We start from the raw sequence: 26,356 nt of genomic DNA on the forward strand, positions 1-26,356 counted from the left end.
ACGGCAGGAAAGTTGACCATCACGCTCCTCTTTCCCCCTTCAAACTCGGCTGCACTCAGACTATCTAATCAGTCATGACACAGCCAGCACCCACCTTTTCCGTTTCAGAGTCGGCGGCCAAGCGCGTCGCCAGCGTGATAGCCCGCAAGCATGCGGATGCCACACAAGGGGAAACCGTGCCCACCGCCCTGCGCGTCGCGGTGGAAGCGGGGGGCTGCAACGGCTTTCAGTATCTGTTCAGCCTGATCCCGGCCGACGCCATAGCGGATGACGATACGCGGATCGAACGCGATGGCGCGACGATCGTGGTGGACCCGGCAAGCCTGGACCTGCTGGCCGGTGCCGAACTGACCTTTACCGACAAGCTGATGGGGGCCCATTTCGCGGTGGAAAACCCCAATGCGGCATCGTCCTGCGGCTGCGGCACCAGCTTTTCGCTGGCATGATGCAGGACATGTTCGTGGGCGCCACGCAAGCCGTGGCGCCAGATGCTGCGTCTTCCCTCAAGCTTGCAACATGGAATGTCAATTCCATCCGCCAGCGGCAGGATCTGGTGCTGGACTGGCTGGCGCGCGAAAAGCCCGACGTGCTGATGATGCAGGAAATCAAGTGCGAAACCGCGCAGTTCCCTGCCGAGGCGTTCAAGCAAGCCGGGTATGGCTGCGTCGTGGTGGGGCAGAAATCCTATAACGGCGTGGCGACCCTGGTGCGCGGCCCGTTCGAGACCGTGACCGAATGCCTGCCCGGCTTTGCCGACGACGCGGCACGCTATGTGGAAGTTCGCACGCAGGGGATGGTGCTGGGTAACCTGTACCTGCCCAACGGCAATTCCGGGGGGGAGGCAGGCTACGCCACCAAGCTGAACTTCCTGGATGCGCTGACCGCCCGCGCGCGGCAGATGCTCGAACAGAGCACCGATTTCGTTCTGGCGGGTGACTATAATATCTGCCCCACGCGTGAAGACTGCGCCCCCGGCGCCCTGGGGCCGGAGGATGCGCTGGTGCGCCCCCAAAGCCGTGCGGCCTGGCGCCGCCTGTGCTGGCTGGGCCTGACGGACGCCCTGCGTGCCCTGCACCCGCATGGAGAGGCCTATACATTCTGGGATTATCAGGCCCGTGCGTGGGAGCGCGATTGCGGGCTGCGTATCGACCACATGCTGCTTTCCCCCCGCGTGGCCGAGCGGCTGCAAACCGCCATACCGGACCGGGCGGAACGTGGCCTGCCGCGCCCATCGGACCATGTTCCGTTTGTCGTGACGGTTGCAGGCGGGGCATGAACAAGGCGTTCACAGTAACGTGATTACAAGCGGACGCATGCCACCATTTTGCGTTCAGGGCTTGCGTTCGGGTATTTTTTCCCCACAGTTAAAGTTGCAACAGTCTTCTTCCGTCCTGCACCACAGGCGCGGGAGAAAGGCCATTGTTGAACAAACACCTATGGCTAAGGAGAAGACCCATGGCTTGGAACGCACCGAAAGTTACCGAAATTCCGCTGGGCGCAGAAATCAACAGCTATGTCTGCGGTCAGAAGAAGTAAGATAGACCCTACGTTCTATCTTATTTTCAGCCGTCAGCCGCCAGGCGCGCTTAACGCATGGTGCTGACGGCTTTTTTCTGACTGGAAAGGGCGCATGCTCCAAATTGTCGTTCTTGGCGCAGCAGCCGGTGGGGGATTCCCACAGTGGAATTCCAATGCCCCCGCCTGTCGGCGCGCACGTGCGGGTGACCCCGCAGCCCCTGCCCGCACCCAGGCTTCCATCGCTGTCAGTGGTGATGGCGTATCGTGGTATGTGCTCAATGCCTCACCCGACCTGCGGACCCAGATCAACCAGACCCCCGACATGCACCCGCGCGAAGGCCTGCGATCCACGCCGATTGCCGGGGTTATCCTCACCAATGGGGAAATTGACTCCATCATCGGCCTGCTGAGCCTGCGCGAACGCCAGCCCTTCACGCTCTATGCGACCGCACCCGTCTTGCACCAGATGGACGCCAACCCCATCTTTACTGCGTTGGACAGTGCCATCGTGCCCAGACACGAACTTGCGCTGGACCAGCCTTTGGCCCTGAAGCCGCCTGGTTTTCGGATCACGCCGTTCGCGGTGCCGGGCAAGGCCCCGCTTTACGCGGAAAACAGCATCAACCCGGCCGAAATCCTGACCAATGGGGAAAATATCGGGCTGGAGATAACTGATGGCAGCAAGCGTGCGCTGTTCATTCCCGGCTGTGCGGACATGACCGACGCCATGCGCCAGCGGATCGAAGGGGCGGATGTCGTGTTTTTCGACGGCACCTTGTGGCACGACGATGAAATGATCCGCGCGGGCCTGGGCAGCAAGACCGGCCACCGCATGGGCCATCTGTCCATGGCCGACGAACCCGATGGCACGATTGCCGCCTTCCGCCCGCTGAAGGTAGGGCGCAAGGTATTTATTCATATCAACAACTCCAACCCCGTCCTTCTGGCGGACAGCCCGGAGCGCCGCCAGGCCGAACAGGCGGGGTGGGATATCGCATATGATGGGATGAAGATCACCCTATGACACACAGCCTGCTCACGCCCGACGCACTCGAAGCGGCCCTGCGCGCCATCGGTGCCGAACGCTACCATAACCTGCACCCGTTCCACCGCGCGCTGCACGACGGCAAGCTGAACAAGGGCCAGGTCCAGGCCTGGGCGCTGAACCGCTATTATTACCAGGCCTGTATTCCCGCCAAGGACGCGACGTTGCTGGCACGCCTGCCCACGGCGGAACTGCGCCGCGAATGGCGCCGCAGGCTGGAAGACCATGACGGCAGGGAACCGGGCACGGGTGGTGTGGCGCGGTGGCTGCGACTGACGGAAGGGCTGGGGCTGGATAACGCCTATGTGGAATCGCTTGAAGGCCTGCTGCCGGGCACGCGTTTCGCGGTGGAAGCCTATGTGCATTTCGTGCGTGAGCGCTCGATCCTTGAAGCCGTCGCCTCATCCCTGACCGAACTGTTCTCGCCCACCATCATCAGCGAGCGCGTATCGGGCATGCTGCGCAACTACGACTTCATTACCGAGGAAACGCTGGCCTATTTCAAGCCGCGCCTGACACAGGCCCCGCAGGATTCCGCCTTCGCCCTGGCCTATGTGAAGGAACATGCCAGAACGCCTGAACAGCAGCAGGCGGTGCTGGACGCGCTTAAGTTCAAGTGCAACGTGCTGTGGTCCATGCTGGACGCGCTGGATTACGCCTATGTCACGCCCGCGCGCATTCCGCCCGGCGCGTTCCGCCCCAAGGCGGACACATGAACGGGGTCACCCCCACACCCTTGACCGAGGCCAGTGTGCCGCGTTTTGCGCGCGGCACACGGCTGCAATACGACCGCGTGCGTGAAACCTGGTTTATCCAGGCGCCTGAACGCGCTTTCCAGGCCGACGCGGTCGCGGCCGAAATCCTGCAACTGGTGGATGGCACCCGCGCGCTTGGCACCATTATCGACCAGTTGAGTGAAAAATTCTCGGCCCCGCGCGATATTATCGCCCGTGACGTGCTGGCCCTGGCACAGGACCTTAGCGCCAGACAGGTGCTTGTAAGCCCATGACCGCCCTGCCCCCACCCCCCATGAGCCTGCTGGCGGAGCTGACCCATCGTTGCCCGCTGCAATGCCCCTATTGTTCGAACCCGCTCAAGCTGGACCCGCGCGGGCAGGAACTGGACACGCAGGAATGGCTGCGCGTGCTGGACGAAGCCGCGGAAATGGGAGTGCTCCAGGTCCATTTTTCGGGTGGGGAGCCCATGGCCCGGCCAGACCTGCCCGATCTGGTACGCCATGCGGCAAAAAAAGGGCTTTATTCCAACCTTATTACCTCGGGCGTGCTGATCACGCCCGAAAGCCTGCACAAGCTGGCCGAAGCCGGGCTGGACCATATCCAGCTTTCCTTCCAGGACGCGCAGGCCGAAACGGCGGACCGCATCGCCCATATGGCGGGCAGCCACGCCAAAAAGCTTGAAGCCGCCCGGCTGATCGCCGCCGAAGGCCTGCCGCTGACGCTGAACTTCGTGATCCACCGCCAGAACGCCGAACGCGTGCCCGCCATGCTGGACCTGGCCGAACGTCTTGGCGCGCGGCGGGTGGAGATCGCGCATACGCAGTATTACGGCTGGGGCCTGCTGAACCGCGACGCGCTTCTGCCCGATCGCGCGCAGCTTGAAGCCACGGAAAAAGCGGTGGAACAGGCCCGCACCCGCCTGGCCGGGCGGATGAGCATCGACTTCGTGACACCCGACTATTATGCCGAACAGCCCAAGCCCTGCATGGGTGGCTGGGGGCAGCGCTTCATCAATATCTCGCCCGCCGGCCGGGTTCTGCCCTGCCATGCGGCGGAGAGCATTCCCGGCGTCGTTTTTCCCACCGTGCGTGAGGCGAGCCTGGCCGATATCTGGAACACAGCGCCCCTGTTCACGATGTTTCGCGGCACCGACTGGATGCCCGAACCCTGCAAGTCCTGCGCCTTCAAGGAAGACGACTGGGGCGGTTGTCGCTGCCAGGCCCTGGCCCTGGCCGGACGGGCCGACGCCACGGACCCGGTCTGCCACCGGGCGCCAGACCATACGGTGATCGAGCGCACCATAACCGCACGCCCGCAAACCCCGCCCCCGTTCCAATACCGGCGCTTCGGTAACGCATAAGCTGCATTTTCCGCAAACATGATGCGGTTTGGGCAATGTTTCCAGAAAATGGATAGCGGGAGAGACCCGACCAAAAACCCGCATTGGCTTGTGCGCGTGATCCGACTCAGTCAATGAAGGGGAATGACTGAACGCGCTACCGGAATTCTCGACCGCGCCCGGCGTTTCCGGGCCTCCCCCGCAGGTGGGGCGTCAGCACTTCTGCTGGCTTCCCTTGCCGGGTTTGTCCTGGCCAATTCGCCCTGGGCTGCGGATTATGCCAGTTTGACGACCCTACCACTGAAACTGTCACTTCTGGGCGACAAGGCACCGGACACGCTCGCTGCCTGGATTTCCGACGGGCTGATGACCCTGTTTTTCGTGGTGGTCATTCTTGAAATCAAGAAAGAGATCGTCTGCGGGCATCTCTCATCCCTACGGCGCATCGCCCTGCCGCTGATCGGGGCCGTGGGCGGCATGATTGCGCCTGCCACACTGTATCTTCTGGTAACCGGCAGCCGCCCGGAACTGGGGCGTGGCTGGGCCATTCCCGTGGCAACGGATGCCGCTTTCACCCTGCCGGTCATTCTGGCACTGGGCGCGCGCGTCTCCCCCGCTGCGCGGGCGTGGCTGATGGCGCTGGCCATTTTCGATGATGTGCTGGGCATTGTGGTCATTGCCCTGTTCTACGGAAATGCACTGTCATGGCCCGCGCTGGCCGCGGCCGGGATCATGACGGCGGCGTTGATAGGAGCCAACCGGGCGGGTGTCCGAACATTATGGGGCTATGGTGTGGGGGGCGTGCTGCTATGGACGACCCTGCTGGTTTCGGGCCTGCATCCGACGCTGGCCGGGGTCATAACCGGCCTATGCCTGCCCGCCACGACGCATGGCATGCAGCCCGGCCAGCTTTCCCCCATGGAAAGAGCGGCATCCGCGCTGACCCCTTTTGTCACCTGGGTAGTGCTTCCGCTTTTCGGGTTCATGAATGTGGGCGTTCCGCTGGCGGGCCTGCATGCGAGCATGCTGCTGGAGCGCCTTCCCCTGGGTATCGTGCTGGCATTGCTAGTTGGCAAGCCGGTCGGCGTTTTCGGCGCGACCATGCTCTCTGTCCGGCTGAAAATCGCAACACTTCCGCCTTTTATGCCGATAGGCATGCTGTTCGGGCTTTCGCTCTTATGCGGTATCGGATTTACGATCAGCCTGTTTATCGCCAACCTGGCATTTTCGGGTTCCGCATTGATATCATCAGCAAAAATCGGAATATTTGCAGGCTCCGTCCTGTCTGCCCTGACAGGATGGCTCTGGCTGCGCCTTTCCCCACTGCGCACAGGCGCTGCGTGACAGTCGGGGCGCTAACAACTGCTTGGAGATCGGTTCAAAACAACACTTTGATCAATAGTGATAAAAGTTTTTGGTGAAGCTTTTTTCAAAAAGCTTGAGGGATCGTCAATTTTTTTGAAAAAAGACGATACCTAAAAACTTTGGGACTGGCATAGGTAGTAGTGACGGGACGGGTTAGCCCATCTGGTAAGAATTTCATGAGCTTTGCGGGAGAGCCCGTATTGAACCGCTACTCGCACTCGGCCAGGGAGAGGTGGAAGTCCTTACGTGGTATTCCCCCTGAGTGAAATGCCTGCTGTGATCGACGCGCTCATGATGGAACTCAGACACATCGAGCTTGTCGGAGGCATACCAGGAAACACCGTAAACGATTGAATCCGGTAGAACTTTCTGCCGGATGAGAGACATCAGCGTCCGATGCCCAGCATTATTGCGATTGACGCCCACAAGTTCGGCTGCACTCCGTGCAGGCGTGCCCGCAACGAAGTGCTCCACAAGCCGTTTCTGGGTGCCAACAAGCAATCGTCTGCGACGACGTGCTTTCATAAGGCATATCAAGCCTTTATCGGCTTACCTATGCCAGCCCCCAGACTTGACGTTCCCATTTGCCTCGGCAACTCAGGATATGCATCAATCCAACCATAGAATGCTATTGTGGAAAAACGCGGCCACCGTCTTTTGTCAACAAAACCCAGGCGACAGAGAGAAGACACATGATCATAGACTTCAAGACATTAGAAGCTGTCCTTTGGATCGACCGACTTGGTAGCTTTCGTGCTGCCGCGGAAGCCCTGCATATGACACAGCCCGCAGTGTCGGTCAGAATTTCCCAATTGGAGACAGCACTGGACGCTCGAGTATTCTACCGCGAACCCAAGTCCGTCACTTTGACGCCAGTTGGCATGACGCTTGTACATTACGCAAAGCAAATTCTCGAATTAAGGGACGAACTGGTCGAAACGATCAAGGGACATCAGGAAGCCAGCGGCATTATCCGAATTGCCGCGATCGAGACCATAGCTCAGACATGGATCTCAGACCTTCTCATGGAAATTCGACACAAATACCCGAATTTGACTGTCGATCTCGAAATCGCCATCTCTGACGAAATTTCACGCAAGATTACAAAAGGCATGGTGGATGTAGGTTTTTTTCTGGGCCCGGTGAACTCTCCCAAGATGATCGAAAGCGAATTATGCCGCTATGAAACCGCCCTGGTCGGAGAAGGCAGCCTGTCTTTTCAGAATGCTGATAAGCTTGATCTGGGCCAGGTACCGTCCATTTCCATTGTCACCATGTCTCGAAACACCATTCCTCATTCCGCGATAAGAAATTTTCTTGCGCGCGAGGGGATCGTCCATCACCGTGTCGATACGATGAGTTCCATACCCTCCATCCTGACGATCACGTTGCGTGGTGAGGGGCTGGCCCTATTACCCTATGCCGTCATGCGCGAATATCTCGCCAGCGGTAAACTCCGGGTCTTTGAAACAGGCATGAAGCTGCCGGTTCTGCGCTGCGTGGCAGGACGCCTGATCAATCACGGATCGCCGGTTATCGAGGATATTGTCTCGATCGCCGAACGGGTATCCGCGTCTATTACCTAGAGGCGGACGTGGGGACCGCGCCCCGGCGTGCCAGTCCCCCCACAGTCAGCACCGCGCCAAGCAGGGCACATCCGGCGACCAAGAACACTCCGGCAAGAGGCGAGCCGAAATGATCACGCATCCATCCGATGCCATAAGGCCCCAGCAACCCGCCGATCGCTCCAAGACTGTTGATCCATGCCAGCCCCGTGGCAAGTGTGGAGGGAGACAGAACATAGGGCGGCAGCGTGAAAATCATGGACGTCGTGCACAAAGCTCCCGCCAGGGCGCCGGTCAGGAAAAACAGGGCCAAACCACCACGGGCCTGGACGAAAAAAGTCAGTACCAGGCATATGCATACACACAGGAATGGCCCTGCCAGATGCCAGCATCGCTCCTCATGCTTGTCGGAACTTCGCGCGTTCAGGGTCATGCTAATGGCTGCGACAGCAAAAGGTATTGCAGTATAAAGCCCTGTCGCCGTCGGTGACCCCGGTATGACCTGACCGATGAAGGTGGGAATCCAGAACACGATCCCATAGTTACACACGGCCTGACAAAAGCAGATCACCACCAGAAGGCGCACCTCACGCTGGCCGAGGGCGGCAAGGAACGACGCCCTTCGGCCCGTTTCTCCACCACTTCCTATCTGTGTGACAAAAGCGTTTTCGCCACCTTTGCCATGGGCAAGAGCAGCTGCCAGAGGTGCCCGCTGGCTGGCGGGCACCCATTTTGCCGTCATGGGCCCGTCATCCAGGCGGCAGAAGACCACTCCCCCCAGCAGCAGGGGGGGCACAGCTTCGATCAGGAACATCCATTTCCAGCCGGACAGGCCCAGCACGCCATCCATGGCATGTAGAAGGTAGGTGGATACCGGCCCACCCAGCACACCCGATAGCGGAATAGCCAACAGGAATCCACCAGTCACCCGCGCGAGCATGGCGCGGGGGAACCACAGAGCCAAATAATAGAGCACAGCGGGATAAAACCCGGCTTCCGCGGCGCCCAGCACAATCCGCAGCAGGCAGAACTGCCAGGCAGAGTGAACGAGAATGAACAGGAAGGATGTCACGCTCCAGGCAAGCATGATTGCGGCAATGGTCAGGCGCGGTCCGATCCGCTCAAGTATCAGCGCCGAAGGAACCTGGCATATGATATAGCCGAGAAAAAACAGACCAGCGCCGAGCCCGAATGTGGAATCCGAAAACTGGAGTTCATGCTCCATGGGCAGGCGCGCGAAGCTGAGATTGATCCGGTCCAGGTAGGAAAACATATAGCAGACGATCAGAAGCGGAATAATACGCCAGACGGCCTGCCGGAAAAGCGTCTGTTCTACAATCATGCGAGCTGGACCTTCACGCCAAGCAATCCTTCCTGTTCTGTTTTGTATTTTCTACGCCTGGCAGGTAATGTTTTCCATTATATAATCGGAACGGAGAAGTCCTTGACCAACCGATCATAATCGGGAATGGCGATATCGGTCACCAGCATGGCGCCCGGCGCATGCGTAATGGCGAAGGCTGGCCTGCTGGCGTCAAGCACGGCCTGGGGCGTTACGCCACAGGCCCAGAAAACCGGCAATTCGTCTGACTTGATCTCGGTTGCCACACCGTAATCGGGCGTCGCGATATCGGTAATGCCAATTTCCTCGGGAAAACCGATTTGCACCGGGCCACCATGCGCGAGGGGGATCATGGCACTGATTTCCGTGGCCTTGATAATATCCTTTGAACGGAAAGGCCGCATCGATACCACGACAGGCCCACTGAATGGCCCGACAGGCGTGCAGGCGATATTGGTGCGATACATCGAAACCCCTTGCCCGGTCTCGAAATGCCTCATGCTGACACCACAGGCCAGCAAGGCATTTTCGAAGGAAAAGGAACAGCCCAGGGCAAAAGCGACCAGATCGTCCCGCCAGAAAGACGCGATATCCGTAACCTCCGCAACCAGCACGCCGTCGCGCCAGACACGATAGAGCGGCAGGTCGGTACGAATGTCGAGGTCCTGGCCAAGCGCGGGGGCGCTCCAGTCTCCTGGTGCGGACATCCCGACCAGGGGACAGGATTTCGGGTTCTTCTCACAAAATTCTTCGAATTGCCGGGCTTGGTCAGCCGGCAGGATGACCAGATTGGCTTGGATATAGCCCGCCGCCATGCCGCTTGTGATGGTGTGGGCCCGGTTGGCTCGGCACAACCTGCGGACATCCCGCGGCAACGCGTGGAAATAAGGCGGCAGGGACCGCAGGTTCATATCCCGCATCACTCTTTCTCCGGGGATCGTTCATGGATGAGTCCTGACACGATGGCCTGACGGTAGCATGATGGTCATTCCGGCTTCAAATCATCAAAATAAATATCCTGGTATAAGGGAAAATTATCGGCCCATCAGAAGGGTCTTTTCTTATTTTTATATGCGTTGAATAGAGATTTTGATTTGACCTGCGGCCCCAAACCCACGATGATTGCAATCATGATCCAGCCCATATCCCTTCGGCAGACCCCACCCTCCGCCCTGGTGCTTGCCGCGGCCGCCACGATCGGTACAACGCTCGAATGGTATGACTTCATCGTGTACAACATGATGACGGCTCTCGTTTTCAACGAACTGTTCTTCGTTTCAAAAAATACCGTTACAAGCCTGGTATTTGCTTTCCTGACCTACGCGACGGGCTATCTTTCCCGCCCTCTGGGCGGCATCCTCCTGGGGCGGCTGGGAGATATAAAGGGCAGACGGTTCGTTTTGACAATTTCCCTCGTACTCATGGGGATCTGCACGGGCCTTATCGGGCTTTTGCCGGTCTACAATTCCGTAGGAAGCCTTGCTCCGTTCCTGCTGATCGTATTGCGGCTTGTCCAGGGTATAGCGCTGGGAGGAGAATGGGCGGGGGCTGTTCTTCTAAGCGTGGAACATGGCGAAGCGGACAGCCAGAAACAGCGCGCGTCATGGGCGCAGATAGGCCCCGGTGCCGGGACCGTACTGTCAGCGCTTGTCATTGCCATGGTAACACAGGCAACCAACCATCAGCAGTTTCTGGCCTGGGGGTGGCGAATTCCATTTTTCATCAGCTTCATCCTGGTTCTGTGCGGGGTGGCGGTGCGTCTGCGTATTCCTGAAACTCCGGTTTTCCAGGAGCATAAGGCGCGCACGGACCAGACAAACGGTCGTCCACCCATACCCCGGCTGGAACGACGGGCCCTGATCCTGGCGTCGGGTTCCAGAATAGGGCCCGATGTACTTTATAGCCTGCTTACTGTTTTCGCCCTCAGTTATGCGACAAATTTCACGCATATCGCAAATTCCGTCATGCTGACGGCTTTGCTCACGGGATCGACGCTGAGTATCGGCGTAACGTTGCTGTCGGGACGCCTGGCAGATTACGTGGGAATCAAACCGGTTTTCCTGACGGGGCTTGCCATGGCGATAGCTGTCCCATTCCTGGTTTTTCTTGCGCTCAGCCACCATAGTTCCGCGCTGGTCATAGGCGTGGTGGTGGTGGGTCTATGTGTCCATGCCACGACGTATTCCGTGCAAAGTGCTTTCATTATTAGCTTGTTTCCACCGGCCAACCGTTATTATGGGGCTTCGGTCGCTTACAATATCGGCAGCCTGGCCGGCGGCGGGGCATTCGCTCCGTTGATCATGGTCCTGCTGTACAGCAGGACGCAAAGCACCTTGCCCCTATGTTTTTATACCGTTCTGGCCCTGGGTATTACCGGAACCTGCGTGCTGCTGGGCAAGCAGGCGAAGGGCGAAGCCCCGGCCGCATAGGAGACGACGCTTCCATGAAGGATTATCCCATAACTCTGGCAGCCCCGCAAAAGCTGATCATAGCGGGCTGGACGGGGCGAAACCCGTCGGATATCGCGCATCATATCGAGGAGCTGGCTGCGATCGGTGTGCCAGGACCGTCGGCAACACCGCTATTCTACCGGGTGAGCGCCAGCCTGTTGACCCAGGACGAAATGATCGAGGTGCTGGGACCGCACACGACCGGGGAGGCCGAGCCTGTCATTCTTTGGGCCGATGACGGACCCTATGTGGGCATCGGATCAGACCATACGGACAGGCAGGCAGAAACCATTGGCGTGGCTCTTTCCAAGCAGGTCGCGCCGAAAGTGCTGGGGCGCATGTTCTGGCGCCTGGACGATATCGCACTCCGCTGGGACAGCCTTGTCCTGCGGTCCTACCGATGGGTGGGGGGGCAAAAAATCCTCTACCAGGAAGGAACGCTGGCCAGCATGCGCCCACCGACCGACCTGCTGCCGCGTTATCAGGCACAGGACGGCGCCTTGCAGAAGGGAGCTGTCATGTTCTGTGGCACGGTGCCCGTTATAGGACCGCTCTGTAGCGCAGAAATGTTCGAAATCGTCCTTTCTGATCCCCAGAGTGGGAAAAGCCTTTCCCATCTTTACCGTATCAGAGAACTGCCCGTTATAGCCTGAGAAAGTGTTACCAAAGCTGATTGATGACATACTCAGCAAGCGCTCTAAAAAATCCTGAAAAAATGGTTTAAAAAAATCTTCTGGCAGAATTATCTTTCAAAAATTCGATACCCAAGAGCTTTGACTGTTCATATCAAGAGTTTGTCCCACGAGATTGTTCCAGAAACCTGTCAACGCACCATTCTGAAGATTTTAGAAAATGTTTGACGAAGAACGTCGCTTTTTTCAAAAAAGTGACACCTAAAAACTCTCGTTCCTGGTTATCAACTGGTGATTTTGAAATGGTCGCTGCTTCTCTGTGCCCCAAAAACGGAAGCACCCCCGTCGCGTCGCGACAGGGGTAAGTGGCAATATCAAAAGCGTATTCCCGGCAGGACCGTGGAGGATTAGAAATCATAGTTCATTTTTACATAATACATTCCGCCATTGAAACCGTAGGGGGAATTGCTGGGATAGATAAAGGCATTTTGAAGCGCCGCGCGTGACGCCGCATTGGCCATGTGCGGATAATGGTTGCCCAGATTGTAGGCGCCACCCGCCGCATGCCAGCGGGGCGTGATATCGTATCCCAGCTCAAGATTTGTAATGTAGGAGGGCCCGGCATATGTCCATTGGGCTTGGGTCAGCGAGGGTGCAGCGACAAAGGTATAAGCCCCGAAACGCTGCTCCTGTACACGTGCAGAAAACCGGCCGAATTTCCAGTTGACTGTCAGGTTCTCAATATTCTTGGGCGCGGAATGCAGAAGGTATTCCGCGTTGGTCCGGTTGAAGGCGGATAGGCCAAGATTTTTCAGGATCGAAGGTGTGGCGTTATAGTGACTGATCTCGCTGTCCGCGATGTTGAGAGAAAAGCGAAACTGGAAGGTTCCCGCTTTTTTGGTATTGAGAACGTAGGCGGTTGTAATGTCGCCCCCGTTGGTCGTCGTGTTGACCGGATTTCCATAATAGGACGCATACAGGACGTTAGGCAGTCCCGCGGCGCTCAGCAAGGCTTCGACGCTGGCACCACCGAACTGGGTGCTATTATACAGACGGTCATTGATCGAGATCCGATACAAATTGGCCGTCAGCGTCCAGTTGGGCAGCAATGTCGCATCCACCCCGACACTATAGCTGCGTGACTGTTCCCCTTTCAGCGGGGTTGCGCCAAGTACCTTCGCCCAGTTCGATGCCACGGGAAGCTGGGCGGTACGATAGGTCGGGAAAGTCGTTTCGGCAAAAAATGCCTCTTCCGCCAAGGTAGGTGCTCGGTAGCCCGTATTGACATTGGCCCTGAACGCCAGGTTTTTCGTAACGTTGTAACGCGTTCCTATGGACCCGGTGGGGTGAGTACCCGTATCGTCATAACTGACGGCATGGCCACCCAGTGTCCACTCCCATTGCGGCGTCACATAGAAATCGAGATTCACATAGCCGTCGTATACTCCCCTGTTCAGGATGGATCCGGCCTCTTTGGGAATACCGAACTTGTCCACTGCCCCGGCAGATGCCAGCATGCCGGCATCCGGACCGTCCAGAATGGGAACACCCCCGTTCAGGGTAGATGCTGCGTCACCCGCACCGACCTGGTAGGTGTCAAAACGGTAGTCGAACCCATAGGTCAGATTGACCGGCCGAGGCAGCACGGGCGGCTTGAATATCTTGGTTGACTTGAAGCCCGCATCAAGCTCGGTCGAAATGAACTGCCCCGTATAGAAGCTTGTCGGGCTTGCCAGGCCCATGGTGGGATTGTCCGTGTCCACAATATGGTTGATCTGCTGGTTGCGGCCGTAATTGACGAACACATCCCATTGCATACCCAGGAGTTGGTGCACTTTTACACCATTATTCACCTGGAAATCCCATTCCTCGGCATGCCACATGGGTTCCATGCCGTCGGGGTGCAGGGCGCGGACCACGTTGTCATTGGATGGGGCGCGATATGTCTCCGGGGCGATGATATTCTTGTGCGCGAATGTCGAGGTATTATAGAGTTCGATATTCTCCGTGACAGGATAGGCCATATTGATGCTGGCGGTCTCCAGCAGCATCCTGATATTGCCGCCCAGGCGTTGTACGTCCTTGCTGGCGGTCGCGTTACGCGGGTCTCCGGCGAAATAGAGCGAGCCCAGATAATCCCCCGATCTGTTGGTCGCAAGCTGGTTGTCGATCTGCGCGGCCATGTTCAGATAGCCGCCGTCATGGCCCAGGGCTATGCCGTAATCGGCGTTTCCGTCGAATGACTGGCCGTCACCCGCGTAAAAGCCGCTATTCTGCAAATTGATTGAGCCGCCTTTTGTGTCCGTTTTCAGCACAATATTGACCGCACCGGCCTCGGCGTCCTGACCGTACAGCGCGCTGGCGCCTTCGGTAATGATTTCGACATGATCGATGGCGCTGACCGGGATCAGGGACAGATCGGCCGGATCGGTGCCGTAATTGGGGCCGGCCTGATAATAATTGAAATTCGCATCCACATGGCGGCGTTTGCCGTTGACCAACATCAGGGTCTGGTCTGCGCCGAGATTGCGCAACTGCATGGTCTTGTTAAAACCGTTACTGCCCATGCCCCCGAAAGGCGAAGACGTAACGGCGGCCGAAAGCTGGGAAAGTGCCGCCAGGATATTGGTCTGCCCGGTTTCCTTGAGCTGCTGGGAGCTATAGCGGAAAACCTGGACAGTACTGTGTTCGCGCGTCGAGGGCGAAAATACCCCGCTCCCTGGTGCCGCCATGCCGTTTACGGCAATTTCCTCCTGCCCTGCCGCGTGCAAGGCGGCCAGACGCTGGGACGTGGGCTTGCGCGTGGAAGGGGGCGTGGCCCCGGGGGATGCCACGGCATGTGTCGACTTTACGGAAACTGTTTTTGTCGTGCTTTTGGCTTTGGAAGAGAGGGCATTTTCCGCCGCGACTGCCATATGGGACAAGGACGTTGTAAGTAGACATGCGACGCTCCAGGACACATGACGCAGTAGATATTTCTGCCAACCCATGGTTACCTCTTTCAATACTATTTCCGTCATCCATTTTTGGCTATCCCGATGGAGATAAGCGTTTCAGGACAGGAAGTTACATTCCAAAGAACCCGAACAGACGTGAGATGAGCGCGAGACTTTCCGCATGATGGGAATAGTTCTTTCAACGTTCGCCTTGTTTCAAAATAATACAGTTGATCGTAACGGAAATGGAATGATTGTCTCATTATGCGCACCGATAATTTTTGATTATCCGCAAGTCTGTCGTAACAACGCAAAAAAACCCGGAAAGACGGGGGCGTCCTCCGGGCGGCTGAAAAAAACGGGTTATTTCAAGCGTGTCAGCGAAGCTGGAACATCGCCTCCACTTCCACCGCCATGCCTGACGGCAGGGACGACGTGCCTATGGCGATACGGACGTGCCGACCTGCTTCGCCCAGCGCCATGACGAACAGGTCGGATGCCCCGTTCAGCACCGTGGCCTGCTGTTCGAACCCGTCCACGCACTGGACCACACCGGCTATGCGGACAAGCTGGCGGACAGGTCCAAGATCGCCATCCAGAAAAGCCCGGACATGGGCCAGAATATTGAGCGCGCACAGGCGCGCGGCATCCTGTCCCGCCTGAATATCCAGATCCTGCCCGAGCTTTCCCTTGTAACGCAGGTCATTCCCCCAGCGCGGCCCCTGCCCGGAAACAAACAACCATTCCCCAGCCTGCCGCACAGGCACGTAGTTACCGCGTGGCGTGCCGACAGGCGGCAGGACCAGACCGGGTGGTAGAACAATGGCGGGCTCAGGCACGGATCTGCCTCCAGTCACCGCTCTGGCCCTGCCAGTTTATGGTCATCCCCAGGTGTCGGCGCAGGCTCATGCGCAGCGTGTGCACAAGCCCCCGCCATTCCTCAGCCGCTATGCCGTCGGTAGCCGGTTCTGACCCCATGAACATACCATCCACCCCGCCATGGGCCACACAGGCTTCTATGCATCGTACCTCAAGCTCGGCGTCATGGAAAACGGCCTGGTTTTCAAGCAGGCAGGACAGAGCCGCCACAAGGCCGGTCGCCCCCCAATTGGATACATTGGCCACGAGCAGAATATCCGTCGCCGTGCTGGCGGCAACGCCACCCCGCCCGGCGATCCCGCAGTCACGCGCCTTGGCGATAACGGCCTTCAGATCCTCCGCGATCACACCCATGCCCAGTTCGTTTCCGCCGTCACCGATCCCGATCGACACCAGCCCTTTGCGCCGCGCCTGCGCGAAAAGATAGTCGAGATCGGCCACCAGCCCATCCAGCGGACGGCCGCCAAGACCATGATACAGGCCCTGGTCATTGCAGCCGGGCCGTTCGATGGAAATCAGGAGGCTGGGTTCGAGCCGCGTCAGCAAGTCATCGCATACAGCGTCGCTTCCCGCCTTGTCCTTGGGCACTGTCGCCACGTAAACCGGCCGCAGATAGGGAGTGGGAACAATCTTGCCGTCGGCGGGCAGAGGCAGGGGGGCAAGCCCGGCGCCACGACATGTGGCGTACATCATACCTTTCCAGTCTTCATCGACCACTATCACGCTTTCTCGCGACAGTCCCAGAAAGATGGCCCGTGCGATAAAAGCAGCTCCCACAGGTCCGTCCGTCTCCGGCACACCGCCTCCTTCGGGAAATCCAGTAGCGATCAAAACAGGGCCGGTGCGCGCGGCAAGCTGTTCGACAACTGTTTCGGCAGCTTTCATGCACATGGGGCCCGGCTGGTGTTTTTGCTGGGCCTCGTAAATCAGGCCGATGCTGCCGACGCCCGTATAATCAAGAACCATGAAATCATCGATAAGCTTTGAAAGGCGCTTATACAGAAAACTATTTTTTTCGAGCATTGCCATTACTCTCGCCTTACAGGGCCGCCGAAAAAACAGCGGGATCGACATTCCCGCCGCTTAGAACGGCTACCGTGACCTTGTCTCTTACGTCGATCTTACCCGACAGAATTGCGGCAAGAGGTGCTGCGCCACCGGGTTCGGCAACAAGCTTGAAATGCTCGAAACATGCGCTCATCCCCAACTTGACCTCGCTATCATTGACCACAAGACCATCGCTGAGCAGATTGCGATTTGTTTCAAACGTCAGTTCACCCGGGGTTCCGACCATCAGGGAGTCACATAATGTCGTGGCACCCGGTGCATTATCCACACGCTGCCCCGATGCGAGAGAGCGCGACAGGTCGTCAAAACCGGCGGGCTCCACGCTATAGATATTTGCCAGCGGGTTAAGGGTCCGTACTGCTGTACCAACCCCTGCTACCAGCCCGCCACCACTCGCACTCGCCAGCACATTATCAGGCGTAATACCGAGCACACGGCATTGCTCCATGATTTCAAGCCCGATCGTTCCCTGCCCGGCCATGATACGCAGGTCGTCATAAGGGGGAACGATTACAGCGCCTTCTCGTTCGGCAATTTCACGACCGATATCTTCGCGCGTCTCCGTTGCACGATCATACAGCCTTACTTTTGCGCCATAATGTCGAGCGCCATCAATTTTCATACGGGGAGCCGTTTCCGGCATGATAATATAGGCAGGAATACCGAACTGCGCACAAACGGCGGAAACTGCCAAAGCGTGGTTTCCGGATGACCAAGCTACCACGCCGCCCCTACGTTCATTTTCGGTCATCTGAAGAATGCGATTGCATGCTCCCCTGAACTTGAAAGAGCCCGTGATCTGGAGCATTTCCGGCTTGATCAAAACACGCCCGCCCAAGCGCTCGTTGAGAGCCGCGTTTTCTATCAATGGTGTCTTGACAATATAGTCGCGTATAATGATGGAGGCGGCAAAAATTTCCGCGAAATCGAGCGTTCGCAGTTCAGCGCAGGACATCATCTTTGCTCCTTCTGGCAATATAATTCACAGTTCCTTCAAAAAAATAGACGGGTCAAATATTATGTTTTCATCGTAGCCTATAACGGCTGCTTATTCCGGACGGGCAGAAAATACCGGGGAATCATATAAGTCCATCACTGAATTGCCCATCTGCCGACCCGTAAAGCGGGCCTGCCTGATCCGCATTCAGGAACAGGCAGGGACATATGCCGCGGCAGGCGACATCGTGATGACACCAGACAACACCCGCATCGACTACGAGGCTAAACCACCCGACAGGGGGATGGTCCGTTTATTACGTTCTCTGTTCCAGCCATGCCTGAAGACCCGCCAGAGAGTGAAAGTCTTCCACCGCCCTTACACTCCCGTCCTTAAGGACGCCACCGTGCGCCATGCGGGCCAGAGCCGTACCAGGCCCCAGTTCCAAAACGCTCATGCTCCCGGCTTCCACACAAGCCTCCATGCATGCATCCCAATGCACTGTAGACGCCACCTGTTTAGCGAGGCGCCTTACCCCATCCTCTATTTGAAAAACTGGCTCACCATCGTATCCACTGATTAGCCGCGCTCCCCTGCGAGGGGGCAGAGGATGTTGCATCAGAACCGCATCCAGCAAAGGGGAGACCGCCTTCTTCAGGAGAGGCGTGTGTGATGGCACCGCCACCTTCAGACGTCGGGCGGTTCCTGCACCAGCCCTGAGTGCCAGATGGATAGCCCTATCCAAATTCTCGTCAGTTCCGCCAATCACAACGGATTCAGGTGTATTGGAGATAGCAATCCACACCTGACATTTTTCAATAATTTCCTCAATCGTGCGACGTGGAATACCAGCAAGCCCCGCAAGGCCCGCCCCACGGGGGCTTACTGCATCCATCAGATCCGCACGGCGAGCCGCCAGTTCCAGAACCTGCCTGGGTGTCAAACATCCAGCCACCCCCCAGGCTCCCAGTTCCCCCACACTATAACCTGCACAAAGTATACTCCGGCTGGAAAGAGTTTTTTCAAGAACAGCAGCGACAGCCAGAGCCTGTGTGCAGCATAAAATCTGCCCACTCCGATTTGTATAGATATTTTCCAAGTCGTTTTGTTTTACAAATACTCTGGGGTCTTTGCCAAGAACTGTTCCAGCAGCATCAAAAACAGCGTCCGCCGCGGGGCACTCTGCAACCATGTCAAACATTGCGGCATGCTGGCCTCCCTGACCGGAACACAGTACAGCCAGTATACCATTCATGAGAGCACCCTTCTTTGTATCAGCTTAGGACGCTGCTGACGTTCCCGCCACCAGGGCCAGAGCAACCGTCAACGTTGCAAGACTCATAACCGTGCTCACCACCATGATGGATCCGGCGTCACGACTATCTGCCTGATAACGCAGAGCAAACAGCAGACCGAAGAACCCGGCAGGAAGCGCCATCAACAGGATGACGGCATGGGCCATTTCCACAGGCATAGGAATGATGAGCGTGAGCGGATAAGCTAGAAGCGGCTGGACCACATTGCACAGCAGCCCAAGAAACAGGATGCGCGGAGAAAGAGATACCTTCTGCGCACTAAGGATAAGCCCTGTAACAAACAGCGCAATACCTGCCGTCGCCTGACCCAGCAGATCGAAAGACCGCAGAATATAGTCTGGCAGAACAATACCCAGCAGTGCAATTGCCACCCCCAGAAACGGCGCAACCACCAGGGGCTTGAGCATGGAGCGGCCTATGGAGAGAAATAGCAAAGATAAACCACTTTCGCCGCCATTTGCCTTCTGCGCTTCAAGGAAAGCCAGAGTAAGGGGAGACATGACAATAGCCCCCGAGACAATGGCTGTTGTAATATAGAGTTTTCCCGTTACACCAAAAACGGCCGATGCAAGGGGTATACCTGCCGCCGCATAGTTGGGAAGTGAAACGCTCAATGCGATAACGGCTGAAACTGCTGCTGAGAATTTCGAGATATAACGCGACAGTATCCAGACAAAAGCAAAAACAGCCAGCATACCTAGCAACAGCGCAAAAAGTAGAGGCCATTGCTCGGCCAGAACAGTACGTGATGCCCGTGCGGTAGTGCCGAAAAGAGCCGCCGGCAATGCAAACTCCATTGTCAGCATATTCAGACTACCGACATTTTTGTTGTCAATTTTCCCTCTCCTGCCCGCGATATACCCCGCAGCCATAACTGCAAAGATGGGAACAAGAGAAACCAGAAGAATATGTATCATGTTACGTCCTGTTCTTTTTATTGTTTCAGAAGGACATGTCAGTGTCAGCGGAGATGCTCCACGCGTTCGAGAAACAGGCAGACAGCAAGGCCATCTGCAGCACCTCCCGGGGAAATCTTTCGTAAAATAAACGCATGATGCAGCTTCTGTGCCACCACACGCCAACCAGGAAGCCCCACCCCCCCCTGCCTGAGAAACGTGGCCGCACTGTTACGGGCATAGGACAGCCCTTCCATGCCGCCGCGATACAAAATATTTGTATCCTCAAGCTCCGCGATCAGCGCCATGCAGCATTGTACCCGTGCCGCTTCCTCGTCGCCGGAACTCAGTTCACGCCCTCTGTGCAATGCCGGCAAACCGACAGAGCGGATAATAGGGAACCCCCACCCGGCCTCAATACGTGCGCCCCCTGCGCCATAAAGCCGATGCGCCAGCCCGCCATGACTGGAGGGATCGTGAGTGGTCTGGAGAATTTCTGCTCCCCATACCTGTCTCACCACATCGCAGCAGGACAGCTTCAGCCCCTGCGCAGTACGCCAGCCCAGTGCCGCACTCAACAGTCCCAGCGCCCAGATTGCACCGCGATGCGTATTGATACCGCCTGTTGCGCGCAGCATATCTTTTTCTGCCGCCATGCCTATGCTGCGCAGAGCGGGGAGTTTCTCTCCCGCATACCCGGCACGATAAAGGGTTGCAAAATAGGGCGTAATCGCAAGCGCACTTGCCTCAAAGTGAGCAAGTGTCATATCGGTGTGGCTGCCCGTATCAATGTGGCTGACAAGCCCCGGCTTGGGCCATGTCCGTACCTCATCAAGCAGGCACCCCTGTGCGACCGTCGCAACGTCCTCCGCAGATATCACGGAAAAAGCTGCTGTCTTACGAAGGGAAGTACGTCTCATGCTGTCACCTTCCCTCTTGCTTTGGTTAAGTTTCTGACTGGCACAAGGCTGACAGAACCAATGGTTTTCACCAGGACTTCATCATCAGGCTGCGCCGAGCACAGTTCTTGCCACTGCACAGCCCTATCTCCCGGAAAAACGATTTCACCATCCATACGAATGGACAGCTTGCGTGCTGTCCGGACGAGATCATCAAGAAAGGCGGAAAGAGCATCGACATCCCACATTGATGCGGATGGCAGACGCCAAATCACATCAAAATCTGACGTTTCTGAAAGATAAGGCATGCCAGTCACCGCCTCCCACAGGAAGCTGCCTGCGGCCTCCGGGGCCAGATCATGCCGCGCGCCAAGGGCCGTAAGCTGCCCGATATCGTGCAAGCGGGCAGAGGTTTGGCCAGGAAAAGAGATATCGTCACCTAGCCATACCGGTCCGGAAAAACTTTCCAGCCCAGAAGGGGGAAGAATAAATGAAAGGCGTTGTTTCCCCATATAGGGCGGTAAAGGCAGCCCGACAGCGACACCTCCGGCTTCTATTTCCATGCGCTCCCTCTCGCAGGGGCGCCGGCAGATCAGCGGCCATCCATGCATGGCCCAGTTCTGCACGACGGATCTGGCACGATCGTCATCCAATTCCAGAAGCGTGGCGTCACAGACCTCACGCCAGACGTCCTGTCTGACAACGAGCAGTCTGTGGCGCCAGATCGGCAACATTAGCGTGCTTCCGACACGGTAGCATCGTGTGTAAAGGCAGCCTCCACACGCCGGGCCACGTCGGCGGCCATCTTTCGTCCGCCCCGACTGGCCCCCAGCACATCCCGGTGGTCCGCATCATCCTGCCCGCCTTCAGCAAGAAGAGCCGCCAGTCGTTCAGCACACTGCCTGTCAGAAATTTTCCAGACCTCAGAGACAGCGCCCGTTGCGGCCAAAGGCGCGACGCCGGGCGCGAAAACCGGCGTTTCCTTCGCTTTCTCGGTTAAAACATCCAGAGGCAGCTTGGTAACGCGGGCAATGGACGGTAGATCCATCACACTTGGATGGGCTCCATCCACAGCCACCATTGTCTGCGTCGAAAGTGCCGTGGCAATAAATGCGCCCGCCGCAGCCGTGCCATAGAGTACACTGACTGTTCTGTGCCCGGAAACTCCGGCAAGCGTAATGCTCTTGGCCAGATGTGCCAGATACTCGTTCAGCCCCAGCATTTCATCGCGCCGGGTCATCCGCTGGCTGGCTGTATCGATAAGAAAGACGATGGGAGCGCCGCTCCTCAATCGCACAATCTCCAAGACGCGACCAGCCAGCACAAGCGCTGTTTCGGGGCCTAGCGGTGTGCTATCTGCAATTCCCAAGACCTCGACCGTTTTCCCGGCGACCCTCGCCTGACCCGAAAAAGTATTCTCAGCACCGGGTGAAATCGTATGCCCCTGTGGGAACAAGGCAGAGATCAGTTCATCGGGCATCATGGTGTAATCCCTCCTTGGCCAGCAGAGACATGAAATCGTCCTCCGTCATGTCAGCGATGCCCTCCGGCTCCGGTAGACCAGCAATCCTCCAAATCTCCGGCGTATCATGACAGGAACCATACAGTTTCAAGCGTTCGGTAAGGCGCTCCTGCTCGCGCTCCAGCGTTTCCAGCGAAAAAGAGGGCGTGCTGTTGCGTGCCTGTGCCGCAGCTTTGCGAAAACTTCCGACATCTCCCTTAACGTAACTGTCCGCACCACCAAGAAGCACACGGCTGCGCCCCCCCGTGACGCGCCAGACAAGAGCCCGGTCACGAGAGTCGAACTCCTCCACGCCTTTGTTGGTTTCAATCACTTCCGGCCCGCTGACAGAAATGCGACCCTGTTCGGAAATCACAACGTGCGAACAGCACGCGGTCACCAACCCTCCCCCACCAAACGCGCCAGCCCGCCCCCCTATCAGGGCAATGACCGGAACACCTGCACGTCGAACATCGATAATGGCACGGATGGTCTCAGAAACAGCCATCTCACCTGCATTGGCCTCCTGCAGTCGCACGCCGCCTGTATCAAGCAAAAGGAGAACAGCGCCCACCCCCTGGCGTGTACCGGCGCTGTGGGCAACACCCCTTAACAGGCCAACAAGTTTGGCACCGCTGACTTCAGCAAATGTGCCCCCCATAAACTGCCCTTCCTGTGCAGCGACCGCAACAGGACAACCATCAATCTGGCCACGCCCGACAATCATCCCGTCATCAAAAGCCGGCGGCAGATCGAAAAGTGCCAAATGGGGGCTCATGACACGACTTTGCGGGGGGAGTATTTCTTCGAAGCTTCCCGAATCCAGCAGCCCCTCAATCCTTGCCCGTGCAGATGATTCGTACCAACTGGGCTCGCTCATTACATTTTTCGGAATCATGACTGCGCCTCCATAAGCCTGGCCCCCTGCATCAGACGCAGCAGAACAGTGTCTGGCCGTGCTCCGTTATCATGAATGGAAATATGCATTCCGCCCGGAGAAACCCGTTCAACAAAATCGCGGATGACGGCATCCCATACAGGTTTATACCCGTGTGATGCTGTCATGACCTCGACCGTAACAACTAAAGAATCCTTGTTTCTTTCAAAGAGAATTTCCAGATTTCCTGAAGCGACAACGCCAGTCACCGCTTCAGAACGCTCTCCACCCAGTGGCTCTTTCGCCTGGGCCTGTATGGTGAATTTTTCCATGGGAGACCTCACCAGTTGCGGAATTTCGACGGTGGCGCATAAAGACCGTCAGACCATGTGACAAGATCACGAACGGATCTGGCGGCAAGAAGGTTACGGTCGGCTTGCAGGAGATCAATTCCAAGATCCTCCGGACGACGTATCACACCGCGCGCGCGCAGTTCTTCCACCTTTGCCCGGTCACGGGCGAGACCTACAGGCGTGTAGCCTGCAACCCCGCGGATCGCCTGTTCCACCTCGTCAGCATCACGGCACAGAAGAAGATTTGCGATCCCCTCCTCCGTAACTATATGTGTGACGTCGTCACCAAAAATCATGACAGGTGCGAGAGGCATGCCCAGCTTCCGTGCCAGGGCGATACTGTCGAGTTCTTCAACGAAGGCAGGCTTCATGCCTTCACCAAACGTTTCGACCATCTGCACGACGAGTTTGCGGCCCCGCACCAGAGGTCCATCGCTCCCCGCAGCTTCGCGTCCGGCTTTCAGCCATGCGTCAGAGATATGCCTGCGGCCGTGCGCATCGGATCCCATATTCGGCGCACCGCCAAAACCCGCGATCCGATCGGGAGTGACGGTCGAGGAATTACCTGCAAGATCGATCTGCAGCGTAGATCCTATAAACATGTCACAAGCGTAAAGCCCTGCATTCTGACACAGCAGGCGGTTGGAACGCAGTGTCCCATCATGGCCTATGAAATACACATCCGGCCGTGCGGACATGTAGCGATCCATGCCGACCTCACTGCCAAAGCAGTGGATTTGCTGCACCCAGCCACTTTCGATCGCCGGTATGAGCGTAGGATGCGGATTGAGGGCCCAGTGCGTTGCAACCTCCCCGCGCAAACCAAGCTGCTCTCCGTATGTCGGCAAAAGAAGTTCAATTGCAGCCGTAGCAAATCCGATACCATGGTTGAGCCTGCGCGGCCGGTATTCAGCGTAAATGCCTTTCAAGGCAATCATCGCCATCAGAATTTGTGTCTCGGTCACGGCCCCCGGGTCGCGTGTAAACAGTGGCTCGACGTAAAAAGGCCTTGGAGCCTCGACAACGAAATCCACCTGATCACCCGGAATGTCCGTGCGCGGCACTTCGTCAACAATCTTGTTGACCTGAGCAATAACAATCCCGTTTTTATAGGCAGTTGCCTCAACGATCGTCGGCGTATCTTCGGTGTTTGGACCTGTATAGAGGTTACCGTTCCGATCCGCGCTCACTGCCGCAATAAGAGAGACGTTCGGGGTCAGATCAACAAAATAGCGGGCAAATAGTTCGATATAAGTGTGAATAGCACCCAGTTCGATCTTTCCCTGATCCAGAGCCCTTGCAATCGCCGCAGACTGGGGACCCGAGTATGAGAAATCCAGTTTGCGGGCAATTCCGAGCCGGAACAGATCAAGATGCTCGGACAGCACCAAACCTGACTGCACGATATGCAGGTCATGCACATCAGCAGGATCAACCTGCGTCAGGCACTCCGCCAGAAAATCCGCCTGTTTCTGGTTGTCACCTTCAAGGCACACCCGGTCTTCACTGCAAATTACACTCTTGAGCAGAGCGGTAACATTCCCCGGCTCCACCACTTTACCTGACACAAACGGAGCCGCCGCCTCTAGACGCCGTGCCCGCTCTTGTTTTTGCTTGGTCCAATCGGTCATCAATCCTGTCCTGTCCGCCATTGCGCCCGGCTACAGGAACACTACGCCCAGAAAAATTTTTAGTGGAAGAATAAATTATTGACAGGTCAGTGAGTGGATATTGTAATAATCATATTATGATTCATACTGACCTCCTGGAAAGCTTCCTCGCCCTGGTAGAAGAAGGAAGCTTCACCTTCGCCGCAGAACGAATGGGCCTTACGCAATCCACTGTCAGCCAGCAGATCCGCAGGCTTGAAGCGCAACTTGGGCAGCGTCTGTTTCATCGCTCGACGCATCGCGTTACCCTTCTGCCGGAAGGAGAGCGCCTGTTACCCCACGCCAGACGCATTCTTGGTGCCATAAGGGATGCAGAAAACGACTTCGCGGCACCAAACGTAACGGGGCATGTTAAACTGGGCGTTGCAGAAGATTTCGCGACATCGCGGCTTCCGGATATCCTCAGGCGCTTTCGGCGCTTTTATCCGGGAGTAACGCTGCAGATCGAGGTCGGCCTTAGCGGAAATCTGCTCGACAAGCTTCATGCCGGCTTCTTCGATATTGCTCTTATCAAAACGCGGACTGCTAATCAGCAATCCGAGCCCCTTATGGCCGATCCACTTGTGTGGGTCGCCTCTCCCGAAGAGCCGGATTTATATAACCAGCGCCCGCTTCCGCTCGCCCTTCATCCCGAACCCAGCCTTAGCCGTAAAATGGCACTTGAGGCGCTAAACGCTGCCCGCATCCCATTTACCATTACGCACACCAGTCTGAGCATTACCGGACTCAGGGCTGGCGTTATAGCGGGACTTGGAGTTTCGGCTTTCGGGCGTAGTTTCATTCCTGACGGTGTGCAAATCATCGACGCCCGTACTGCAGGCCTCCCTCCCCTGCCGGACCTGCCCTTCGTATTGGAACAGCAAAAAGGCACACAGGGCAGTCAGGCGGTTACAGCCCTGATCAGAGCCATTCATGAAAATGTAGCCCTACTTGATCAACACACGCTGCCGCTCTCGCAAAGCCCCAGAAAAACCTCACCATAGAAATGATGCTCTCAATTGAGGTTTGCGAAAGCCCATTTCCTTCTGTGG

26 protein-coding genes are annotated in these 26,356 nt (G+C 57.2%); 12 read left to right on the forward strand and 14 right to left on the reverse strand.

Going from position 1 to position 26,356, the window contains the following annotated elements:
• Positions 1 to 74 precede the first annotated feature (74 nt).
• The 9 genes from J2D77_RS09600 (at position 75) to J2D77_RS09640 (ending at position 7,590) form a co-directional block, all read left to right on the forward strand.
• Positions 75 to 446, forward strand: coding sequence for a HesB/IscA family protein (locus J2D77_RS09600; RefSeq protein ID WP_207846070.1), 372 nt, complete (start codon positions 75 to 77; stop codon positions 444 to 446).
• Positions 447 to 460: 14 nt separating this feature from the next.
• Entirely contained in the window at positions 461 to 1,276 is an 816-nt protein-coding gene (locus tag J2D77_RS09605; protein WP_331000169.1) for an exodeoxyribonuclease III, read from the forward strand.
• Between the two features lie 179 nt (positions 1,277 to 1,455).
• Positions 1,456 to 1,536 (forward strand): pyrroloquinoline quinone precursor peptide PqqA, encoded by an 81-nt coding sequence (gene pqqA / locus J2D77_RS09610; protein ID WP_035370857.1) that lies wholly within the window; start codon positions 1,456 to 1,458, stop codon positions 1,534 to 1,536.
• A 94-nt stretch (positions 1,537 to 1,630) separates the two neighbouring features.
• The gene (gene pqqB, locus J2D77_RS09615; protein ID WP_207846071.1) at positions 1,631 to 2,542 is read left to right on the forward strand and encodes a pyrroloquinoline quinone biosynthesis protein PqqB; all 912 of its coding nucleotides are present in this window, start codon (positions 1,631 to 1,633) and stop codon (positions 2,540 to 2,542) included.
• Entirely contained in the window at positions 2,539 to 3,279 is a 741-nt protein-coding gene (pqqC, locus tag J2D77_RS09620) for a pyrroloquinoline-quinone synthase PqqC (RefSeq protein WP_207846072.1), read from the forward strand. Before pqqB ends, pqqC begins: the two co-directional genes overlap by 4 nt.
• A complete protein-coding gene (gene pqqD / locus J2D77_RS09625; protein WP_207846073.1) occupies positions 3,276 to 3,572 on the forward strand; it encodes a pyrroloquinoline quinone biosynthesis peptide chaperone PqqD in 297 nt (98 codons plus the stop codon). Before pqqC ends, pqqD begins: the two co-directional genes overlap by 4 nt.
• Positions 3,569 to 4,660, forward strand: coding sequence for a pyrroloquinoline quinone biosynthesis protein PqqE (gene pqqE / locus J2D77_RS09630; RefSeq protein ID WP_207846074.1), 1,092 nt, complete (start codon positions 3,569 to 3,571; stop codon positions 4,658 to 4,660). The genes pqqD and pqqE overlap by 4 nt, the downstream gene beginning before the upstream one ends.
• Before the next feature lie 123 nt (positions 4,661 to 4,783).
• A complete protein-coding gene (gene nhaA / locus J2D77_RS09635; protein WP_207846075.1) occupies positions 4,784 to 5,983 on the forward strand; it encodes a Na+/H+ antiporter NhaA in 1,200 nt (399 codons plus the stop codon).
• Positions 5,984 to 6,696: 713 nt separating this feature from the next.
• A complete protein-coding gene (locus tag J2D77_RS09640) occupies positions 6,697 to 7,590 on the forward strand; it encodes a LysR family transcriptional regulator (RefSeq protein WP_230975694.1) in 894 nt (297 codons plus the stop codon).
• Here J2D77_RS09640 and J2D77_RS09645 read toward each other — a convergent pair.
• Positions 7,583 to 8,911, reverse strand: a complete 1,329-nt coding sequence (locus tag J2D77_RS09645; RefSeq protein ID WP_207846076.1) for an MFS transporter — start codon at positions 8,909 to 8,911, stop codon at positions 7,583 to 7,585. The genes J2D77_RS09640 and J2D77_RS09645 overlap by 8 nt on opposite strands.
• Before the next feature lie 77 nt (positions 8,912 to 8,988).
• Positions 8,989 to 9,822: a putative hydro-lyase gene (locus J2D77_RS09650; protein ID WP_230975695.1), complete on the reverse strand. Its 834-nt coding sequence runs from the start codon at positions 9,820 to 9,822 to the stop codon at positions 8,989 to 8,991.
• 219 nt (positions 9,823 to 10,041) lie between these two features.
• On the opposite strand from J2D77_RS09650, the gene J2D77_RS09655 reads away from it, so the two are divergent.
• Positions 10,042 to 11,340: an MFS transporter gene (locus J2D77_RS09655; protein ID WP_207846078.1), complete on the forward strand. Its 1,299-nt coding sequence runs from the start codon at positions 10,042 to 10,044 to the stop codon at positions 11,338 to 11,340.
• Between the two features lie 14 nt (positions 11,341 to 11,354).
• Positions 11,355 to 12,014 carry a DUF2848 domain-containing protein gene (locus J2D77_RS09660; protein ID WP_207846079.1) on the forward strand — a complete coding sequence of 220 codons (660 nt, stop codon included), beginning with the start codon at positions 11,355 to 11,357 and terminating at the stop codon, positions 12,012 to 12,014.
• A 386-nt stretch (positions 12,015 to 12,400) separates the two neighbouring features.
• On the opposite strand, the gene J2D77_RS09665 is transcribed toward J2D77_RS09660, so the two are convergent.
• The 12 genes from J2D77_RS09665 to mdcA form a co-directional block, all read right to left on the reverse strand.
• Positions 12,401 to 14,827 carry a TonB-dependent receptor plug domain-containing protein gene (locus J2D77_RS09665; RefSeq protein WP_331000100.1) on the reverse strand — a complete coding sequence of 809 codons (2,427 nt, stop codon included), beginning with the start codon at positions 14,825 to 14,827 and terminating at the stop codon, positions 12,401 to 12,403.
• 479 nt (positions 14,828 to 15,306) lie between these two features.
• On the reverse strand, positions 15,307 to 15,768 hold the full coding sequence (locus J2D77_RS09670; RefSeq protein WP_207846080.1) for a RidA family protein: 462 nt from the start codon (positions 15,766 to 15,768) through the stop codon (positions 15,307 to 15,309).
• Positions 15,761 to 16,831, reverse strand: coding sequence for a DUF4392 domain-containing protein (locus tag J2D77_RS09675; protein WP_207846081.1), 1,071 nt, complete (start codon positions 16,829 to 16,831; stop codon positions 15,761 to 15,763). Before J2D77_RS09675 ends, J2D77_RS09670 begins: the two co-directional genes overlap by 8 nt.
• A gap of 16 nt (positions 16,832 to 16,847) precedes the next feature.
• Positions 16,848 to 17,834 (reverse strand): threonine/serine dehydratase, encoded by a 987-nt coding sequence (locus J2D77_RS09680; protein WP_207846082.1) that lies wholly within the window; start codon positions 17,832 to 17,834, stop codon positions 16,848 to 16,850.
• 295 nt (positions 17,835 to 18,129) lie between these two features.
• Positions 18,130 to 19,068 (reverse strand): acyltransferase domain-containing protein, encoded by a 939-nt coding sequence (locus J2D77_RS09685; protein ID WP_269142543.1) that lies wholly within the window; start codon positions 19,066 to 19,068, stop codon positions 18,130 to 18,132.
• A gap of 24 nt (positions 19,069 to 19,092) precedes the next feature.
• Entirely contained in the window at positions 19,093 to 20,046 is a 954-nt protein-coding gene (locus tag J2D77_RS09690; protein ID WP_207846084.1) for an AEC family transporter, read from the reverse strand.
• A 44-nt stretch (positions 20,047 to 20,090) separates the two neighbouring features.
• A complete protein-coding gene (mdcB, locus tag J2D77_RS09695; RefSeq protein WP_331000099.1) occupies positions 20,091 to 20,906 on the reverse strand; it encodes a triphosphoribosyl-dephospho-CoA synthase MdcB in 816 nt (271 codons plus the stop codon).
• 35 nt (positions 20,907 to 20,941) lie between these two features.
• Entirely contained in the window at positions 20,942 to 21,658 is a 717-nt protein-coding gene (gene mdcG / locus J2D77_RS09700) for a malonate decarboxylase holo-[acyl-carrier-protein] synthase (RefSeq protein ID WP_207846086.1), read from the reverse strand.
• Complete coding sequence (locus J2D77_RS09705; RefSeq protein WP_207846087.1) at positions 21,658 to 22,407, reverse strand: biotin-independent malonate decarboxylase subunit gamma; 750 nt, start codon at positions 22,405 to 22,407, stop codon at positions 21,658 to 21,660. Before J2D77_RS09705 ends, mdcG begins: the two co-directional genes overlap by 1 nt.
• Positions 22,394 to 23,323, reverse strand: a complete 930-nt coding sequence (locus J2D77_RS09710; protein WP_230975696.1) for a biotin-independent malonate decarboxylase subunit beta — start codon at positions 23,321 to 23,323, stop codon at positions 22,394 to 22,396. The genes J2D77_RS09705 and J2D77_RS09710 overlap by 14 nt, the downstream gene beginning before the upstream one ends.
• A complete protein-coding gene (mdcC, locus tag J2D77_RS09715; protein WP_207846088.1) occupies positions 23,320 to 23,634 on the reverse strand; it encodes a malonate decarboxylase acyl carrier protein in 315 nt (104 codons plus the stop codon). The genes J2D77_RS09710 and mdcC overlap by 4 nt, the downstream gene beginning before the upstream one ends.
• An 8-nt stretch (positions 23,635 to 23,642) precedes the next feature.
• Positions 23,643 to 25,286 (reverse strand): malonate decarboxylase subunit alpha, encoded by a 1,644-nt coding sequence (gene mdcA, locus J2D77_RS09720; RefSeq protein WP_207846089.1) that lies wholly within the window; start codon positions 25,284 to 25,286, stop codon positions 23,643 to 23,645.
• Between the two features lie 116 nt (positions 25,287 to 25,402).
• On the opposite strand from mdcA, the gene J2D77_RS09725 reads away from it, so the two are divergent.
• On the forward strand, positions 25,403 to 26,308 hold the full coding sequence (locus J2D77_RS09725; RefSeq protein WP_207846090.1) for a LysR family transcriptional regulator: 906 nt from the start codon (positions 25,403 to 25,405) through the stop codon (positions 26,306 to 26,308).
• Positions 26,309 to 26,356: the final 48 nt, after the last annotated feature.

Origin of the sequence: Acetobacter garciniae (genome assembly GCF_017377735.1) — a bacterium.
GTDB lineage: Bacteria > Pseudomonadota > Alphaproteobacteria > Acetobacterales > Acetobacteraceae > Acetobacter > Acetobacter garciniae.

Coding starts and splice junctions, on each gene's coding strand:
- pqqD (WP_207846073.1), top strand. CDS start 3,276: ATGAACGGGGTCACCCCCACACCCTTGACCGAGGCCAGTGTGCCGCGT.
- pqqC (WP_207846072.1), top strand. CDS start 2,539: ATGACACACAGCCTGCTCACGCCCGACGCACTCGAAGCGGCCCTGCGC.
- J2D77_RS09650 (WP_230975695.1), bottom strand. CDS start 9,822: ATGAACCTGCGGTCCCTGCCGCCTTATTTCCACGCGTTGCCGCGGGAT.
- J2D77_RS09645 (WP_207846076.1), bottom strand. CDS start 8,911: ATGATTGTAGAACAGACGCTTTTCCGGCAGGCCGTCTGGCGTATTATT.
- J2D77_RS09710 (WP_230975696.1), bottom strand. CDS start 23,323: ATGATTCCGAAAAATGTAATGAGCGAGCCCAGTTGGTACGAATCATCT.
- pqqE (WP_207846074.1), top strand. CDS start 3,569: ATGACCGCCCTGCCCCCACCCCCCATGAGCCTGCTGGCGGAGCTGACC.
- pqqB (WP_207846071.1), top strand. CDS start 1,631: ATGCTCCAAATTGTCGTTCTTGGCGCAGCAGCCGGTGGGGGATTCCCA.
- J2D77_RS09660 (WP_207846079.1), top strand. CDS start 11,355: ATGAAGGATTATCCCATAACTCTGGCAGCCCCGCAAAAGCTGATCATA.
- J2D77_RS09690 (WP_207846084.1), bottom strand. CDS start 20,046: ATGATACATATTCTTCTGGTTTCTCTTGTTCCCATCTTTGCAGTTATG.
- J2D77_RS09685 (WP_269142543.1), bottom strand. CDS start 19,068: ATGAATGGTATACTGGCTGTACTGTGTTCCGGTCAGGGAGGCCAGCAT.
- pqqA (WP_035370857.1), top strand. CDS start 1,456: ATGGCTTGGAACGCACCGAAAGTTACCGAAATTCCGCTGGGCGCAGAA.
- J2D77_RS09600 (WP_207846070.1), top strand. CDS start 75: ATGACACAGCCAGCACCCACCTTTTCCGTTTCAGAGTCGGCGGCCAAG.
- mdcC (WP_207846088.1), bottom strand. CDS start 23,634: ATGGAAAAATTCACCATACAGGCCCAGGCGAAAGAGCCACTGGGTGGA.
- mdcG (WP_207846086.1), bottom strand. CDS start 21,658: ATGTTGCCGATCTGGCGCCACAGACTGCTCGTTGTCAGACAGGACGTC.
- J2D77_RS09675 (WP_207846081.1), bottom strand. CDS start 16,831: ATGCTCGAAAAAAATAGTTTTCTGTATAAGCGCCTTTCAAAGCTTATC.
- J2D77_RS09640 (WP_230975694.1), top strand. CDS start 6,697: ATGATCATAGACTTCAAGACATTAGAAGCTGTCCTTTGGATCGACCGA.
- mdcA (WP_207846089.1), bottom strand. CDS start 25,286: ATGACCGATTGGACCAAGCAAAAACAAGAGCGGGCACGGCGTCTAGAG.
- J2D77_RS09655 (WP_207846078.1), top strand. CDS start 10,042: ATGATCCAGCCCATATCCCTTCGGCAGACCCCACCCTCCGCCCTGGTG.
- J2D77_RS09705 (WP_207846087.1), bottom strand. CDS start 22,407: ATGATGCCCGATGAACTGATCTCTGCCTTGTTCCCACAGGGGCATACG.
- J2D77_RS09680 (WP_207846082.1), bottom strand. CDS start 17,834: ATGATGTCCTGCGCTGAACTGCGAACGCTCGATTTCGCGGAAATTTTT.
- J2D77_RS09725 (WP_207846090.1), top strand. CDS start 25,403: ATGATTCATACTGACCTCCTGGAAAGCTTCCTCGCCCTGGTAGAAGAA.
- nhaA (WP_207846075.1), top strand. CDS start 4,784: ATGACTGAACGCGCTACCGGAATTCTCGACCGCGCCCGGCGTTTCCGG.